At 71.5% G+C, this 15,630-nt stretch carries 14 protein-coding genes; 9 read left to right on the forward strand and 5 right to left on the reverse strand.

Annotated features, from left to right (window positions below):
- Positions 1–27: 27 nt before the first annotated feature.
- Together OHS57_RS29050 and argF are read left to right on the forward strand one after the other, a co-directional pair.
- Positions 28–1,260 carry an arginine deiminase gene (locus OHS57_RS29050; RefSeq protein ID WP_041983199.1) on the forward strand — a complete coding sequence of 411 codons (1,233 nt, stop codon included), beginning with the start codon at positions 28–30 and terminating at the stop codon, positions 1,258–1,260.
- A 102-nt stretch (positions 1,261–1,362) separates the two neighbouring features.
- Positions 1,363–2,373 carry an ornithine carbamoyltransferase gene (gene argF, locus OHS57_RS29055; RefSeq protein ID WP_328583790.1) on the forward strand — a complete coding sequence of 337 codons (1,011 nt, stop codon included), beginning with the start codon at positions 1,363–1,365 and terminating at the stop codon, positions 2,371–2,373.
- Positions 2,374–2,415: 42 nt separating this feature from the next.
- Here argF and OHS57_RS29060 read toward each other — a convergent pair whose 3' ends face one another.
- Positions 2,416–2,856 carry an ATP-binding protein gene (locus OHS57_RS29060; protein ID WP_041983194.1) on the reverse strand — a complete coding sequence of 147 codons (441 nt, stop codon included), beginning with the start codon at positions 2,854–2,856 and terminating at the stop codon, positions 2,416–2,418.
- A gap of 239 nt (positions 2,857–3,095) precedes the next feature.
- Here OHS57_RS29060 and OHS57_RS29065 point away from each other — a divergent pair, with 239 nt between their 5' ends.
- Together OHS57_RS29065 and OHS57_RS29070 are read left to right on the forward strand one after the other, a co-directional pair.
- Positions 3,096–3,923, forward strand: coding sequence for an enoyl-CoA hydratase family protein (locus OHS57_RS29065; protein WP_041983191.1), 828 nt, complete (start codon positions 3,096–3,098; stop codon positions 3,921–3,923).
- Between the two features lie 158 nt (positions 3,924–4,081).
- Positions 4,082–6,367: a bifunctional salicylyl-CoA 5-hydroxylase/oxidoreductase gene (locus OHS57_RS29070; protein ID WP_443043104.1), complete on the forward strand. Its 2,286-nt coding sequence runs from the start codon at positions 4,082–4,084 to the stop codon at positions 6,365–6,367.
- Here OHS57_RS29070 and OHS57_RS29075 read toward each other — a convergent pair.
- Both OHS57_RS29075 and OHS57_RS29080 read right to left on the reverse strand, forming a co-directional pair.
- The gene (locus OHS57_RS29075; RefSeq protein WP_328583792.1) at positions 6,354–7,181 is read right to left on the reverse strand and encodes a PaaX family transcriptional regulator; all 828 of its coding nucleotides are present in this window, start codon (positions 7,179–7,181) and stop codon (positions 6,354–6,356) included. The genes OHS57_RS29070 and OHS57_RS29075 overlap by 14 nt on opposite strands.
- Before the next feature lie 4 nt (positions 7,182–7,185).
- On the reverse strand, positions 7,186–8,832 hold the full coding sequence (locus OHS57_RS29080) for an AMP-binding protein (RefSeq protein ID WP_041983185.1): 1,647 nt from the start codon (positions 8,830–8,832) through the stop codon (positions 7,186–7,188).
- Between the two features lie 103 nt (positions 8,833–8,935).
- Here OHS57_RS29080 and OHS57_RS29085 point away from each other — a divergent pair, with 103 nt between their 5' ends.
- From OHS57_RS29085 to OHS57_RS29100, 4 genes are all read left to right on the forward strand, one after another.
- The gene (locus OHS57_RS29085) at positions 8,936–10,102 is read left to right on the forward strand and encodes an acyl-CoA dehydrogenase family protein (protein ID WP_328583793.1); all 1,167 of its coding nucleotides are present in this window, start codon (positions 8,936–8,938) and stop codon (positions 10,100–10,102) included.
- Complete coding sequence (locus tag OHS57_RS29090) at positions 10,099–10,497, forward strand: RidA family protein (protein WP_041983178.1); 399 nt, start codon at positions 10,099–10,101, stop codon at positions 10,495–10,497. The genes OHS57_RS29085 and OHS57_RS29090 overlap by 4 nt, the downstream gene beginning before the upstream one ends.
- Positions 10,498–10,552: 55 nt before the next feature.
- On the forward strand, positions 10,553–11,386 hold the full coding sequence (locus OHS57_RS29095) for an alpha/beta fold hydrolase (protein WP_328583794.1): 834 nt from the start codon (positions 10,553–10,555) through the stop codon (positions 11,384–11,386).
- Between the two features lie 89 nt (positions 11,387–11,475).
- Complete coding sequence (locus tag OHS57_RS29100) at positions 11,476–12,045, forward strand: hypothetical protein (protein ID WP_328583795.1); 570 nt, start codon at positions 11,476–11,478, stop codon at positions 12,043–12,045.
- A gap of 7 nt (positions 12,046–12,052) precedes the next feature.
- On the opposite strand, the gene OHS57_RS29105 is transcribed toward OHS57_RS29100, so the two are convergent.
- Both OHS57_RS29105 and OHS57_RS29110 read right to left on the reverse strand, forming a co-directional pair.
- On the reverse strand, positions 12,053–13,081 hold the full coding sequence (locus tag OHS57_RS29105) for a serine hydrolase domain-containing protein (RefSeq protein WP_328583796.1): 1,029 nt from the start codon (positions 13,079–13,081) through the stop codon (positions 12,053–12,055).
- A complete protein-coding gene (locus tag OHS57_RS29110; protein WP_328583797.1) occupies positions 13,078–13,962 on the reverse strand; it encodes an IclR family transcriptional regulator in 885 nt (294 codons plus the stop codon). The genes OHS57_RS29105 and OHS57_RS29110 overlap by 4 nt, the downstream gene beginning before the upstream one ends.
- A gap of 54 nt (positions 13,963–14,016) precedes the next feature.
- Here OHS57_RS29110 and OHS57_RS29115 point away from each other — a divergent pair, with 54 nt between their 5' ends.
- Positions 14,017–15,591: an ABC transporter substrate-binding protein gene (locus tag OHS57_RS29115; RefSeq protein WP_041983167.1), complete on the forward strand. Its 1,575-nt coding sequence runs from the start codon at positions 14,017–14,019 to the stop codon at positions 15,589–15,591.
- The last annotated feature ends 39 nt before the right edge of the window (positions 15,592–15,630 follow it).

Here is a 15,630-nt window from a genome sequence, read left to right on the forward strand (position 1 = left end):
GGCGCGCCGTGCGGTGAGGATGGAGGCATGGGATTCCATGTCGACTCCGAGGCCGGGCGGCTGCGCCGCGTCATACTGCACCGCCCCGGCCTGGAGCTGAAACGGCTCACTCCGGGCAACAAGGACGCGCTGCTCTTCGACGACGTGCTGTGGGTGCGGCGGGCCCAGGAGGAGCATGACGGCTTCGCCGACGTGCTGCGCGGGCGCGGTGTCGAGGTGCATCTCTTCGGCGATCTGCTGCGGGAGTCCCTGGAGCTGCCGGCGGCGCGGCGTCTCGTGCTGGACCGGGTCTTCGACGAGAAGGAGTACGGCCCGCTCGCCACGGACCATCTCAGGGCGGTCTTCGACGAGCTGCCCACGGAGGAGCTGACCGAGGCGCTGGTCGGCGGGATGACCAAGCGCGAGTTCCTGGCGCGGCACGCCGAGCCGACGTCCGTCCGCTTCCATGTGATGGAGCTGGACGACCTGCTGCTCGACCCGCTGCCGAACCACCTCTTCACCCGGGACACCTCCGCCTGGATCTACGACGGGGTGTCGATCAACGCGATGCGCTGGCCGGCGCGGCAGCGCGAGACGGTGCACTTCGAGGCGATCTACAAGCACCATCCGCTGTTCACCGGCGATCTCGCGGGTCCCTTCCACCACTGGTCGGAGGGGCAGGACGACTATCCGTCCACGATCGAGGGCGGTGACGTCCTGGTCATCGGCAAGGGCGCCGTGCTGATCGGGATGAGCGAGCGCACCACCCCGCAGGCCGTGGAGATGCTGGCGCGCGGTCTCTTCGAGGCCGGTTCGGCGACCACGATCGTGGCGCTCGACATGCCGAAGCGGCGCGCGTTCATGCACCTCGACACGGTCATGACGATGGTCGACCACGACACGTTCACCCAGTACGCGGGGCTCGGCATGCTCCGCTCGTACACGATCGAGCCGGGCAGCGGCGGCAACGAACTCAAGGTGACCGACCATCCGCCGGAGCACATGCACCGGGCGATCGCCGCGGCGCTCGGGCTGCCGGAGATCCGGGTGCTGACCGCGACGCAGGACGTGCACTCGGCGGCGCGCGAGCAGTGGGACGACGGCTGCAACGTCCTCGCCGTCGAACCGGGCGTCGTGGTGGCGTACGAGCGCAATGTCACCACCAACATCCATCTGCGCAAGCAGGGCATCGAGGTCATCGAGATCCGGGGCAGTGAGCTGGGCCGGGGCCGGGGCGGTCCGCGCTGTATGAGCTGTCCCGTCGAGCGCGACGCCGGGTGACACCGGTCGCGTCACATCACTGAATAGCAATGCGACCCGTCGTATATAGTTTCAGTTTCCCGGTATGAGCCGTCCTCTATCTGTGCCCCAGGAGCAGTCATCATGGCGATAGACCTCGCAGGCCGCCACTTCCTCAAGGAGCTGGACTTCACGGCCGAGGAGTTCCGCGGTCTGGTCGAGCTGGCGGCCGAGCTGAAGGCCGCCAAGAAGGCGGGCACCGAGGTCCAGCGGCTGCGCGGCAAGAACATCGCCCTGATCTTCGAGAAGGCGTCGACCCGCACGCGCTGCGCCTTCGAGGTCGCGGCGGCCGACCAGGGGGCTTCGACGACGTACATCGACCCGGCCGGGTCGCACATCGGGAAGAAGGAGTCGGCGAAGGACACCGCGCGGGTGCTCGGCCGGATGTACGACGGCATCGAGTTCCGCGGCGACGCCCAGGCGACGGTCGAGGAGCTGGCCGCCCACGCGGGCGTGCCGGTGTTCAACGGGCTCACGGACGACTGGCACCCCACCCAGATGCTCGCCGACGTGCTGACGATGACCGAGCACACCGACAAGCCGGTGGACCGGATCGCCTTCGCCTATCTGGGCGACGCCCGCTTCAACATGGGCAACTCCTACCTGGTCACGGGCGCGCTGCTGGGCATGGACGTACGGATCGTCGCGCCCCGCGACTACTGGCCGCACGACGACGTCCTCACCCTCGCCAGGAAGGCCGCCGAGGTCAGCGGGGCCCGGCTCACGCTCACCGAGAACATCGAGGAGGGTGTCGCGGGGGCGGACTTCGTGCTCACCGACGTGTGGGTGTCGATGGGGGAGGCCCAGGAGGTCTGGGACGCGCGCATCAAGGCGCTCGGTCCTTACGCGGTAACCATGGACGTGCTGCGGGCGACGGAGAACCCCGAGGTCAAGTTTCTGCACTGCCTGCCGGCCTTCCACGACCTGGGTACCGAGGTCGGCCGGGAGATCCACCGGCGCCACGGCCTCACGGAGCTGGAGGTCACGGACGAGGTCTTCGAGTCGGCGTACTCGGTGGTCTTCGACGAGGCGGAGAACCGGCTGCACACCATCAAGGCGGTCCTGGTCGCCACCCTGGCCGGCGCCGCCGAATAGTCATGCGGCCGGCGGTGCGACGGTCGGTCATGTACGCGGCTGTTACGCGCCAGCGCGGTCGGCGGCCGGGCGGGCGGGGAGGGTGAACCAGACCGCCTTGCCCTGCTCCGTCGACCGGTGACCGCAGTCCGAACTGAGCGTCCGGATCAGCAGCAGCCCCCGGCCGTACTCCTGCCACGGGTCCGGCGGGGTGGAGTGGCCGTGCGTGAGGTCGCCGGGCGGCCTCGGGTCGCAGTCGTGCACCTCGACCTGGCAGCCGGTCGGCAGCAGCCGCACCACCAGCTCGATCGGTGTGGTCCCCGTCGTGTGCTCCACCGCGTTGGCCACCAGCTCGGCGGTGAGCAGCTCCGCCGTGTCGCAGTCGGTGACCGTCTCCCGCAGCTCGGCGAGCGCTGTCCGGATCAGCGCACGCGCCATCGGCACGGCGGACGCGCTGTGCGGGAGCGCGATACGCCATGCGGAGGAGCTGGAGGCCTGGGACAAAGGGGGAGATCCGTTCGAAGGGACACGAAGTATTAACTTCAACCTTACGGAGCGCAACCCGGGTGACAAGGGGCGACAGCCCGTCCGGAATGGGACCTGTGCCACATCTCGGGCGGGACCTTTGCCGGACCCGGGGGACACGGGCGATGTCCGTCAGAATATCGCGTCCCCGTGACGACGGTCACACACAAGTGATACCGTGCGGGAACCGCAGCACGCGCTGAAGGAGGCCGCACTCCATGAGCCCCTTTTCCGGTTCCGCACCCCGTACCGAGGAGTGGCGCCATCTCCGGCTGACGCGTGACGACGGCGTCGCCACCGTCACTCTCGCCCGCCCGGAAAAACTCAACGCGCTCACCTTCGGCGCCTACGCCGATCTCCGCGATCTGCTCGCCGAGCTGTCCAGGGAGCGCTCCGTGCGCGCGCTCGTGCTGGCCGGTGAGGGGCGCGGCTTCTGTTCCGGCGGCGACGTCGACGACATCATCGGCGCGACGCTCGCCATGGACACCGCGCAGCTCCTCGACTTCAACCGGATGACCGGGCAGGTCGTACGGGCGGTCCGGGAGTGCCCGTTCCCGGTGATCGCCGCCGTGCACGGGGTCGCGGCCGGCGCGGGGGCTGTCCTCGCGCTCGCCGCCGACTTCCGCGTCGCCGACCCCACCGCGCGCTTCGCCTTCCTCTTCACCCGGGTCGGGCTCTCCGGCGGTGACATGGGCGCCGCCTACCTGCTGCCCCGCGTCGTCGGGCTCGGCCACGCCACCCGGCTGCTGATGCTGGGCGATCCTGTCCGCGCACCCGAGGCCGAGCGGATCGGACTCATCAGCGAGCTGACCGAGGAGGGCGGCGCCGACGCACGCGCGGCCGAGCTGGCCCGCCGGCTCGCCGAAGGCCCGGCCCTGGCCCACGCGCAGACCAAGGCGCTGCTCACCGCCGAACTCGACATGCCGCTCGCCGCCGCCGTCGAACTGGACGCGGCCACCCAGGCGTTGCTCATGAACGGCGCCGACTACGCGGAGTTCCACGCCGCGTTCACCGAGAAGCGGCCCCCGAAGTGGCAGGGACGTTAGGGTCTTTCGTTCGGATCAGGCCGGATCAGGGAGCGGGTGCTGGTGTCGTGGATCGCAACGTGGAGGAGGGAGGCGACGCGGAGCGTCGCCGGCCGACGACAACGCCGCGAGGCGCGGCACCGGCACCCGCGAGCCCGGCACGATCCGAACGAGAGGCCCTGAGCGTGGCCCGGCCGTTGCGCGTCGCGGTCGTCGGGGGCGGACCCGGCGGACTGTACGCCGCCGCCCTGCTCAAACGGCTCGACCCGGCCCGCGAGATCACCGTCTGGGAGCGCGGCGCCCCCGAGGACACCTTCGGCTTCGGTGTGGTCCTCTCCGACGAGACCCTGGGCGGCATCGAGCACGCCGACCCCGCCGTGCACACCGCGCTCCAGCGGGAGTTCGTCCGCTGGGACGACATCGACATCGTCCACCGGGGCCGCACCCTCACCTCCGGCGGACACGGCTTCGCCGCGCTCGGCAGGCGCAGACTGCTGGAAATCATGCGCGAGCGCTGCGCCGGTCTCGGCGTCACACTCCACTTCCGTACGGAGGCACCGCCGGCCGGTCGACTCGCCGATGAATACGACCTGGTCATCGCCGCCGACGGGGCGGGCAGCCGCATCCGCGCCGCGTACGCCGACGTCTTCGAGCCCAGCGTCACCACCCACGGCTGCCGGTACATCTGGCTCGCCGCCGACTTCGCCTTCGACGCGTTCCGCTTCGAGATCGCCGAGACCGAACACGGCGTGATGCAGCTCCACGGCTACCCCTACACGAAGGCGGCCAGCACCGTCATCGTCGAGATGCGCGAAGAGGTCTGGCGGGCCGCCGGGTTCGACCGGTTCGACGAGACGCAGTCCGTCGAGCGGTGCGCGAAAATCTTCGCCGACGCGCTCGGCGGACGGCCGCTGCGCTCCAACGCGTCGGCCTGGACGGCGTTCCGTACCGTCGTCAACAAGCGCTGGAGCAAGGGCAACACGGTGCTGATCGGGGACGCGGCCCACACCGCGCACTTCTCCATCGGCTCCGGCACGAAACTCGCCGTCGAGGACGCTCTCGCGCTCGCCGCCTGCGTCGAGGAGCAGCCGGACCTGCCGGCCGCGCTCGCCGCGTACGAGAGCGAACGCCGCCCCGTCGTGGAATCGACCCAGCGCGCGGCGGCGGCGAGCCTGCGCTGGTTCGAGGAACTGGCCACCTACACCGACCAGCCGCCACGGCAGTTCGCCTTCGGCCTGCTCACTCGCAGCCGCCGGGTCACTCACGACAACCTGCGGCTGCGCGACGAGCGGTTCACCCGGGCCGTCGAGGACGAGTTCGGCTGCCCGCCCGGCACCCCACCGATGTTCACCCCCTTCCAACTGGGTGAACTGACCCTGCGCAACCGGGTGGTGGTCTCGGCCATGGACATGTACTCGGCCGTCGACGGGGTCCCCGCCGACTTCCACCTCGTCCATCTCGGCGGGCGCGCCCTCGGCGGCGCGGGACTCGTCATGACCGAGATGGTGTGCGTCAGCCCCGAGGGCAGAATCACCCCCGGCTGCACCGGCCTCTACACCGACCAACAGGGCGACGCCTGGCGCCGGATCACCGACTTCGTGCACACCCAGTCGCCCGGCACGGCCATCGGCGTCCAGCTCGGCCACTCGGGACGCAAAGGCTCGACGCGGCTGATGTGGGACGGCATGGACGAACCGCTCCCCACGGGCAACTGGCCGGTGTCGGCCGCCTCACCGCTGCCGTATCTGCCCGGGGTCAGCCAGACACCGCACGAACTCGACCACAGCCAACTCGTCTCGATCCGCGAGCAGTTCACCGCAGCGGCCCGACGCGCCGGCCGGGCCGGGTTCGATCTGCTCGAACTCCACTGCGCCCACGGCTATCTGCTCTCCGGCTTCCTCTCCCCACTGACCAACCACCGCACCGACGCCTACGGCGGTCCGCTCGCGAACCGGCTGCGCTTTCCGCTCGAAGTCTTCGACGCGGTACGGGCCGACTGGCCGGCCGACCGGCCCATGACCGTCCGGATCTCCGCCACCGACTGGGCACCCGGCGGCACCACACCCGAGGACGCCGTCGAGATCGCCCGCGCCTTCACGACACACGGCGCCGACGCGATCGACGTCTCCACGGGCCAGGTCGTCGCCGGTGAACGCCCCGAGTTCGGCCGCTCGTACCAGACGCCGTACGCCGACCTGATCCGCAACACCCTGGCGGTGCCGGTCGTCGCCGTCGGCGCGATCTCGTCCTGGGACGACGTCAACTCCCTGCTGCTGGCGGGCCGCGCCGACCTCTGCGCCCTCGCCAGGCCGCACCTCCACGACCCGCACTGGACCCTGCACGCCGCCGCCGACCAGGGGTACGCGGGCCCGGGGGCGCCCTGGCCACTGCCGTACCTGGCAGGCAGCCGGCCGCCCCCGACAGGCCGCACCGACGGGCCGAAGCCCCGGCTCACCCTTCGCTGAGGCCGTCCTTGAGCTGTACGAAGGCCAGCCCGGCCTCCCGCAGGCGGCCGTGCAGCGCGAAGAACACATCGGCGGAACGGGCGCCCGGCCAGTCGTCCGGCAGCAGTTCGGCCGGCAGGCCCGGGTCCGTGTACGGGAGATGCCGCCAGGAGTCCAGCGCCCGCAGATAGTCGCGGTAGGCGTCCTCGGGCGGCACCGAATCGCGCTTCTCCCAGGCCCGCAGCACCGGTTCGTGCCGGGCCAGGAACTCCTCGTGCTGCCCGGCGACCGCCGGCAGGTCCCACCAGCGGGTCACCGCTTCGGCCGTCGGCGCGAAGCCGCGATGGCTGCCGGTGAAGAGATCGACGTACGGGTCGAGCCCCAGCCGCCGCAGGGTGTGCCGGGTCTCCTCGTAGAACCTGCCGGGCGCGATCCACACACCGGGCGCGGCCGTGCCGAAGCCCAGCCCGCCCAGCCGGGAGCGCAGCAGATGGCGCTTGTTGCGCTCGGCCTCCGGGACCGAGAACACGGCAAGTACCCAGCCGTCGCCGAGCGTTGGCGCGGGCCGTAGGTAGATACGGCGGTCCCCGTCGTCCAGCAGCTCACGCGCCTCGCCCGACAGCGCGTACCCGGCGGCGCCCTGCGCCGTACGGCCCGGCACCAGCAGCCCACGGCGCTTGAGCCGGGACACCGAGGAACGCACCGAAGGCGCGTCGACACCGAGCGCGCCGAGCAGCCGGATCAGCTCGGCCACGGCCAGCGGCGCGTCGTCCGGGGTCCGGCCGTACGCGCCGTACAGGGTGACGATCAGGGATCGGGGGGTGTGCTCGGCCACGTGATCACTTTAGGGCCTGTCCCGGCACGTGGTCCCGCAGCCGGAAGCGCTGGAGCTTGCCCGTCGGGGTGCGGGGGAGTGTGTCCAGGAAGGTGATCTCACGCGGGCACTTGTACGGGACGAGCCGCTCGGCGACGAACTCCCGCAGCGCCGAGGCCGCCGCGTCGCCGCGCTCCACGCCCTCCCGCAGGACGACGTAGGCGGCGACGACCCGGCCCCGCAGCTCGTCGGGGCGGCCGACCACCGCCGCCTCCATGACATCGGGATGGGCCAGCAGTGCCTCCTCGACCTGCGGCCCGGGGACGTTGTACCCGGCCGAGATGATCATGTCGTCGGCGCGCGCGACATAGCGGAGATACCCGTCGGCCTCCCGCACATAGGTGTCGCCGGTCAGGTTCCAGCCGTCCCGCACGTACTCCAGCTGCCGGGCGTCGGCGAGATACCGGCAGCCCAGTGGGCCGCGCACGGCCAACAGCCCCGGCTCGCCGTCCGGCACCGGTACACCGTCGGTGTCCACGACACGCGCCTGCCAGCCTGGCACCGGCACGCCCGTCGTGCCGGGACGGATCGCCTCGTCGGCCGCAGAGACGAAGATGTGCAGCAGTTCCGTGGCGCCGATGCCGTTGATGATGTCCAATCCGGTCAGCTCCCGCCACGCCTGCCAGGTCGCCGCGGGCAGATTCTCGCCCGCCGAGACACAACGCCGCAGTGAGCTGATGTCGTAGGAGGCGGAGCCGAGTTCGTCGAGCATCACCCGGTACGCGGTCGGCGCCGTGAACAGCACCGACACCCGCTCGCGTGCCACCGCCGCCAACAGCTGCTTGGGGTGGGCCTGTTCGAGCAGCAGCGCGGACGCACCCGCGCGCAGCGGGAAGATCACCAGACCACCGAGGCCGAAGGTGAAACCGAGCGGCGGGCTGCCCGCGAACAGGTCGTCCGCGCTCGGCCGCAGCACATGGCGCGAGAACGTGTCGGCGACGATCAGTACGTCCCGGTGGAAGTGCATGCACCCCTTGGGCCGGCCCGTCGTGCCCGACGTGAAGGCGATCAGCGCCACGTCGTCCGCCGCCGTCGCCACTGCCTCGTACCGCTCCGGCATCGCGGCGGCGCGGTGCAGCAGATCGTCCGGCGCCTGCCCTCCGTACGTGACGACACGCAGTCCCGGCACCTGCGCCTTCGTCAGACCGTCCACCGACCGCACATCGCACAGCGCATGGCTGACCTGGGCGATCTCGCAGATCGTGGCCAGCTCCCCGGGCCGCTGCTGGGCCAGAACGGTCACCGCGACCCCGCCCGCCTTCAGCACCGCCAGCCAGCACGCGGCGAGCCAGGGCGTCGTGGGGCCGCGCAGCAGTACCCGGTTGCCGGGCACCACACCCAGCTCCGAGGTGAGGACGTGGGCGATCCCGTCGACCTGGGCGCGCAACTGGCCGTACGTCCAGACGCCGCCCGCACCGTCCCGGAACGCGGTGCGCCCGGCGCCGAACCGCTCGGCCGTACGGTCCAGCAGCTCCGCGGCGCAGTTGAGCCGGTCCGGGTAGCGCAGCTCGGGCAGTTCGGCGGGGGCGGACAGCAACACCGGCCATTGTCCGGCCGGCGGGAGATGGTCGCGTGCGAAGGTGTCGAGGTGCGCCGAGGGTGTCAGCTCCATGGTTCGCCCCCTCTGTGTCTCGCGATGGGGTCGCCCATCGAGCGTATCGTGAAGATGACGACAGTCAACGGCCCGCGATAGACCTGTGTGAAGTGGAGTCCGGATGTCCGTATTCTCCCTTGATCCGGTACAGACCGCGTGGTGCGCGGAGCTGCGTGTCCTGGCCGCCGACCGGCTGCGTCCGCTCGCCGAGAAGGGCGAGCCGGGCCGTGTCGACCGGGCCCTGATCGCGGCGCTCGGCGAACTCGGCCTGCTGGACCGGCTGTTCGGCGCTGGGGCGCTCGACCTGTGTCTGCTGCGCGAGTCGCTCGCCTACGGCTGCACCGAGGCCGAGACCGCGCTCGCCCTGCAAGGGCTCGGTACGTACCCGATCGTGCAGGCGGGCACCGACCGGCAGCGCGCCCGCTGGCTGCCCGAGGTGCGCGCGGGCCGCGCCGTCGCCGCCTTCGCGCTGAGCGAGCCGGGCGCGGGCTCCGACGCGGCGGCGCTCGCCCTGCGGGCCGAGGCGGACGGGGACGGCTGGCTGCTGACGGGGGAGAAGCGCTGGATCTCCAACGCGCCCGACGCGGACTTCTACACGGTGTTCGCCCGTACCGGTGACACGGGCGACGGGGCACAGCGTGGCTCCGGCGGTGGATCAGGCAGTGGATCCGGTGGTGGATCCGGCGCGCGGGGGATCACCGCCTTCCTCGTACCCGCCGACCGTCCTGGGCTGACCGGCACGCCCCTCGCGATGCTCTCGCCGCATCCCATCGGCGCCCTGGCCTTCGACGCCGTACCCGTCACCCGGGGCGATGTGCTCGGCGAGACCGGCCACGGCTTCCGGGTCGCGATGAACACCCTGAACCTCTTCCGCCCCAGCGTCGGCGCCTTCGCCGTCGGGATGGCGACGGCCGCCATCGACGCGACCCTCGCGCACACCGCGGGGCGCACCGCGTTCGGCGGGCCGCTCAAGGACCTCCAGGCCGTGTCGCACCAGGTCGCGGAGATGGCGACCCGCACCGAGGCGGCCCGGCTGCTGGTGTACGCGGCTGCCGCGGCGTACGACGAGGGCGCCCCCGACGTCCCGGCGCGCTCGGCCATGGCGAAGCTGTTCGCCACCGAGACGGCCCAGTACGTCGTCGACTCGGCCGTACAGCTGCACGGTGCACGCGCGCTGCAACAGGGTCATCTGTTGGAACACCTCTACCGTGAGGTGCGGGCACCGCGTATCTATGAGGGTGCCACCGAGGTCCAGCGCACCATCATCGCCAAGGAGCTGTACGCATGAGCCTGGAGCGCATCAACCCCGAGGAGCTGTCCCCGGCGTCCGGCTTCTCGCACGCCGTCACCGCGACCGGCGGCACCCTGGTGTTCCTGGCAGGACAGACCGCGCTCGACACGGCGGGGAAGGTGGTCGGGGAGACCGTCACCGACCAGTTCGAGACGGCGCTGACCAATCTGCTCGACGCGCTCGCCGCGGCCGGCGGCGCACCCGCCGATCTCGCCAGGGTGACGGTCTACGCGACCGACGTGGCCGACTACCGCGCGCACGCCGCCGACCTCGGCCGGGTCTGGCAGCGGCTGGCGGGCCGCGACTACCCGGCCATGGCGGTGATCGGGGTCGTCCGGCTCTGGGACGAACAGGCACAGGTCGAACTGGACGGCATCGCCGTCCTTCCCTGACGCCGTCCTTCCCTGACACCCGTCCTTCCCTGACGCCGATCCGGAGGGAGCTGTGATGCCCGACATCGAACTCACCGCAGGACCGATCGCCTACGAGGACACCGGGGGCGAAGGCCCCGTCGTCGTCCTGCTGCACGGTCTGGTCCACGACGCCACGGTGTGGCGCCACGTCATCGCCGATCTGCGGGCCGACCACCGCTGTGTCGCACCGACGCTGCCGTACGGCGCGCACCGCAGGCCGATGAGCCCGGACGTGCCCCTCGACCCGGACGCCGTCAACGAACTCGTCGTCGAATTCCTCGACCGGCTCGACCTGCGCGACGTCACCCTCGTGGAGAGCGACTGCGGACGTGCCCAGACCGTGGCGGGACACCACCCCGAACGGCTCGGCAGACTCGTCCTGATCTCCTGCGAGGCGTTCGACAACTACCCGCCCGGGCTGCCCGGCAAGCTGATCGGCGTCGCGGCCAGGCTGCCCGGCGGTATCTCCCTGCTGGTCCGCACGCTCGGCGTCAGGGCGCTGCGCCGGCTCCCCGTCGGTCTCGGCGCGCTGACGAAGCGGCCGGTACCCGACGAGATCGTCGACGGCTGGCTGCGTCCGCTGCGTACCGACAAGGCGATCAGGGAGGACTTCCGCCGCTACACCCTCGGTGTGCGCAGGACGGAACTGCTCGAAGCGGTCGACGGAATGCGGACGTTCGACAAACCGGCGCTGGTGGTGTGGGCCGCGGAGGATCTGATGATGCCGCGCGAACACGGCCGCAGACTGGCCGACGTACTGCCGCGCGGCCGGCTGGTGGAGATCGCGGACAGCCGCACCCTCATCAGCGAGGACCAGCCGGAACTGCTCGCCACCGTCCTGCGGGAGTTCATCGCCGAGCCCGGCTAGGAACACGACCTGGGACCCGCTGGGTACCCCTGCCTCCCCGGGGTACCCGCAAGGGACAAGAGCCAGGATTTCGAGGGGAGTTCGCCGATATGAGGGCGATCAGAGCCAGGACGGCCATCAAGACGACGGCGGATGTGCTGCTGCGCAGCCTGCCGGGGCAGCTCGGCGGCTGCTTCCTGCTGGTCGCTGCCGTCATCCGGCTGATCCGGCCGGACCAGTCCCTCGTGTGGTGGCTGGTGCAGAGCGTCTTCTGGACCGCGCTCGGCGCGGGGATCGACGCACTGCGGCGCCGCGGCGACCGGTCGGCCATGGGCGGTGTCTCGGCCGGCGAGCACCTGTCGGTGGAACACGGCCTGCAGCACGGCCTGGTCCCCGCCGACCCGGCCGAACGGGCCGCGATGCACCGGCTGGTGATCCACCGGCGGCGCCGGATGGGCCGCTACTCCTGGCTGTTCGGGCCGCTGCTGGTGCTGATGTTCGCCCCGCCGGTGCTCGGCGTGCTGCTCGGGGCGTGGACGCCGGCCATGGCGCTGCTGGTGTTCGCGATCGTCTTCGACAGCTGGATGCTGTGGCTGCGCGGCCGCAACCTCGACCGCCTTGAGCGCATGGACCGGGCACTGTCGGCGGCGGCCAACACCCCGGCCATGACGCATCATTGATGCTTCGTCAGGTCAGGGTGGCCGCCGCGGTGTGGAACGCGTGCCGTACGGCCACGATGCCTTCGCCGTCCCGCGAGGGGTGCACCCGGTTCGTCAGCAGAACCGCGTAGCGGCCGGTCGCCGGATCCACCCAGACGCTCGTCCCGGTGAAACCGGTGTGGCCGAACGAGTCGGGGCCGAGCGAAGGGCCGACGGGCGAGCCGACCAGGTCCTGGCCCTGCCAGGCGAGTCCGCGCCGCAGAGCGAGAGTGTCCGTGTGGGCGGCCGTCATCAGCGCGAAGGTCTCCGGGCGCAGCAGCTCCTTCGCCCCGCCGGCGAGTGACTGCCCGAGCCGCTCCACATCGGCGAGCGGTGCGAACAGACCGGCGTGCCCGGCGACTCCGCCCAGTACCACCGCGTTCTCGTCATGCACCTCACCCGCCACCACCTGCCCGCGCCACGGGCAGTCCTCCGTGGCGACGGCCCGCGCACGGCCTGCCGCGTCGGGGTTGAAACCGGTGTCCTTCATCCCGAGCGGTACGCACACCAGCCGGTCCACCAGTGTGTCCAGCGGCTCGCCGGCCGCGCTCTCCGCGATCAGTCCGAGCAGGATGAAGCCCTGCGAGGAGTACTCCACCCGGACGCCGGGGGCCGAGCGCGGCGGCAGCAGCCGCAGCGCCTCCAACAGCGCCTCGCGGGTGGGGTGTTCGCGGTAGAGCCGGACCTGGCCCGGCAGTCCCGAGGTGTGGGTGAGCAGTTGGTGGACGGTGAGGCCGGCCTTGTCGCCGCCCCGGTACGCCGGCAGATACTGGCCCGCCGTGCCGGCGAGATCCAGCGCGCCGCGCTCGACCAGCGCCATCACGGCGAGCCCGACGACGGGTTTGGTCACCGAGGCGAGGTCCCACAACTCGTCCCCGGTGAGCGCGGGACCGTCCCAGGCGCGGGTGCCGGTCCAGCCGCGGTCCAGCGGCCCCGCCGCCGTGCCGACGGACCACGCGGCGCCCGAGTACGCCCGTCGGGTGCGGCCCGCCGCCAGGATGTCGCCGAGGGCGCTCACGCGAACTCACCGGCCTTCCCGTCGACCGCCGCGTCCGCTGCCGTATCCCCTGCGGTGTCCGCTGCCGTGTCCGCGACGAGGAACGGCGTCCGGGGCGCGCTGCCCAGGCCGGCCGAGACCGTACGGGCCGCGGCGCGCACCATCGGACCGAACAGCTCCACGTTCCGCTCGTCGAGGGTGAAGGTGAGGCCGCAGACGCCGATCGCGCCCACCACCTGTCCCTCGGCGTCGAGGACGGGGGCCGCTACCGACCGTACGTCCGGCTCGTCGTACTCGTCGTCCACGGCGTAACCGACCCGGGCCGCCTCCCGCAGCAGCGCGCGCAGCGCGGCGGGTTCGGTGGGGGTGCGCGGGGTACGCGCGGCCAGCCGCCCGGTGTCGAGCAGGGCCGCCGTCTCCTGCGGCGGCAGGGCCGAGAGCATCGCGAGGCCCACGCCGCTGCTGTGCAGCGGGGTCCGGCCGCCGGGGCGCCCGCTCATCCGGTACTCCCTGGCCGGCTCCGACCCGGCGAGCAGGACGGCTTCGTCGCCGCTGCGCACGGCGTACCGCGCGAGCAGTCCGGTGCGCCGGCGCAGATCGGCCAGGACGGGCCGGGCGAGCGCGAGATCCCTGCTGTCGTCCAGCGCCGCTGCGGCGAGCCCGAGCAGCCGGGGACCCGCGCGGTAGCTGCCGCCCTCGGCCGGCTGCGCGAAGCCGTACTCGGCGAGCGTTCTCAGATGACGGTGGACAGTCGGTTTGGTGAGTCCTGTGCGGCGTGCGATATCGCCCAACCGGTGTGGCCCACCGGCCTGTACGAGTGCTTCGAGCACCTCCATCGCCTTGTCGACGGGGCCCTTCGCGGGCTCTGGCTCGCTGGCACGGGTGTTGACCGCTTTCGACATGTCGCTTAGCTTAACCCAACCGCATTCCATCTGCCGGAACGGATGTGTTGTTCAATGGAACGAATACGTCAAGGGCGGGCCGTGGACCGCAGCGGCCCACGCCGCCGCGACGTCCTGCGCCTCGGCGGCCTGGTCGTGCCGGCCGTGGCCGCGCCCGCGCTCCTGACGGGGTGCGGCGCCAACCCCGCGAGCAGCGCGGGCAACGTCCTGCGGGTGTCGCAGCCCGGGGACCCCGTGACCATGGACCCGCAGAAACAGGGCGACATGGTCTCGATGAACGCCCTGATCAACATGTTCGACACCCTCACCACCCGGGGCGCCGACAACAAACTGCACCCACGGCTCGCGCTGTCCTGGACCGCGCGCGACGAACGCACCTGGCGCTTCACCCTGCGCCCCGGCGTGACGTTCCACAACGGCGAGGTGTGTGACGCGGCCGCGGTCAAGTTCTCCATCGAGCGGCTGCTCGACCCCAAGACCAAGTCGCCGATCGTCGAGCTGCGTTACGTGAAGGACGTCGCCGTCGTCGACCCGCTGACCGTCGATGTGCACACCACGCTGCACGACCCGATCCTGCCCGACAAGCTCTCCCTGTTCGGCGGGGTCGCCGTACCGCCGCGCTATCTGGCCGACGTCGGCGACCAGGGCTTCGCCGCCCACCCCGTCGGCACGGGCCCGTTCACCTTCGTCAGCTGGCAGCGCGACCACGAACTGCGCATGCGGGCCTACCCGAAACACTGGGCGGGCCGCCCGCACGTGGACGAACTGGTCTTCAGCCCCGCGCCCAACGCCTCGTCCTCACTCGCCGCCCTCCAGAGCGGCGGCGTCGACCTCGTCGCCGGACTCACCCCCGACGCTGCGCAGCAGCTCGACGGCTACACCGGGGTCACCCTGGACGGCTACACCGGGATCCGCACCTCCTACCTGTCCCTGAACACCCTGGACAAGGGGCCGCTCAGCGACCGGCGGGTGCGCCAGGCGCTCAACCACGCCATCGACGTACCGCTGTTGATCAAAGCGGTGCTCGGCGGCAAGGCGCGTGAAGTGCCCGCGATGATCCCGCACGGCGCCTTCGGCTTCGACCCGTCGGTCAAGCCGTTCACCCGCTCGGTGAAGACGGCACGCGCGCTGCTCGCCGAAGCCGGCTATCCGCACGGCTTCAGCACCACGCTCACCGCCTCCAACATCGACTCCAACGTCGCGGAGGCCCTGTCCGGGCTCCTCGCCAAGGCAGGGGTGGACGCCAAGGTCGACCTGCTCGACCCCGGCACCTACTCCAGCAGGCTCACCTCGGCCAACCACGCGGCGCTCGGCCCGATGTACCTCGCGGCCAGCACCATCTGGACGCTGGACGGCGAGAGCATGATCCAGTCGAACGTACGCAGCGACCGCAGGCAGAGCCGCTGGCACTCCAAGGAGGCGGACCGGCTCGTCGACATCGAGGAACTCTCCGTCGACCCCGCCGAGCGCACCAAGGCCTTCTCCGACCTGCAACGGCTGATGCGGCAGGAAGCGCCCTTCGTCTTCCTCTACCAGCTCGACAACATCTACGCCCGCAACCAGCGGCCCCGCTGGAAGCCGGGTCCCGCGGGCGTACTCGCCATGGCGGGCGCGGAGGTCTCCCGATGACCGAACTCTCCCTCCAGCAACGGCCGCAGACGGCCGGCG

Origin of the sequence: Streptomyces sp. NBC_00370 (assembly GCF_036084755.1) — a bacterium.
Taxonomy (GTDB): Bacteria; Actinomycetota; Actinomycetes; order Streptomycetales; family Streptomycetaceae; genus Streptomyces.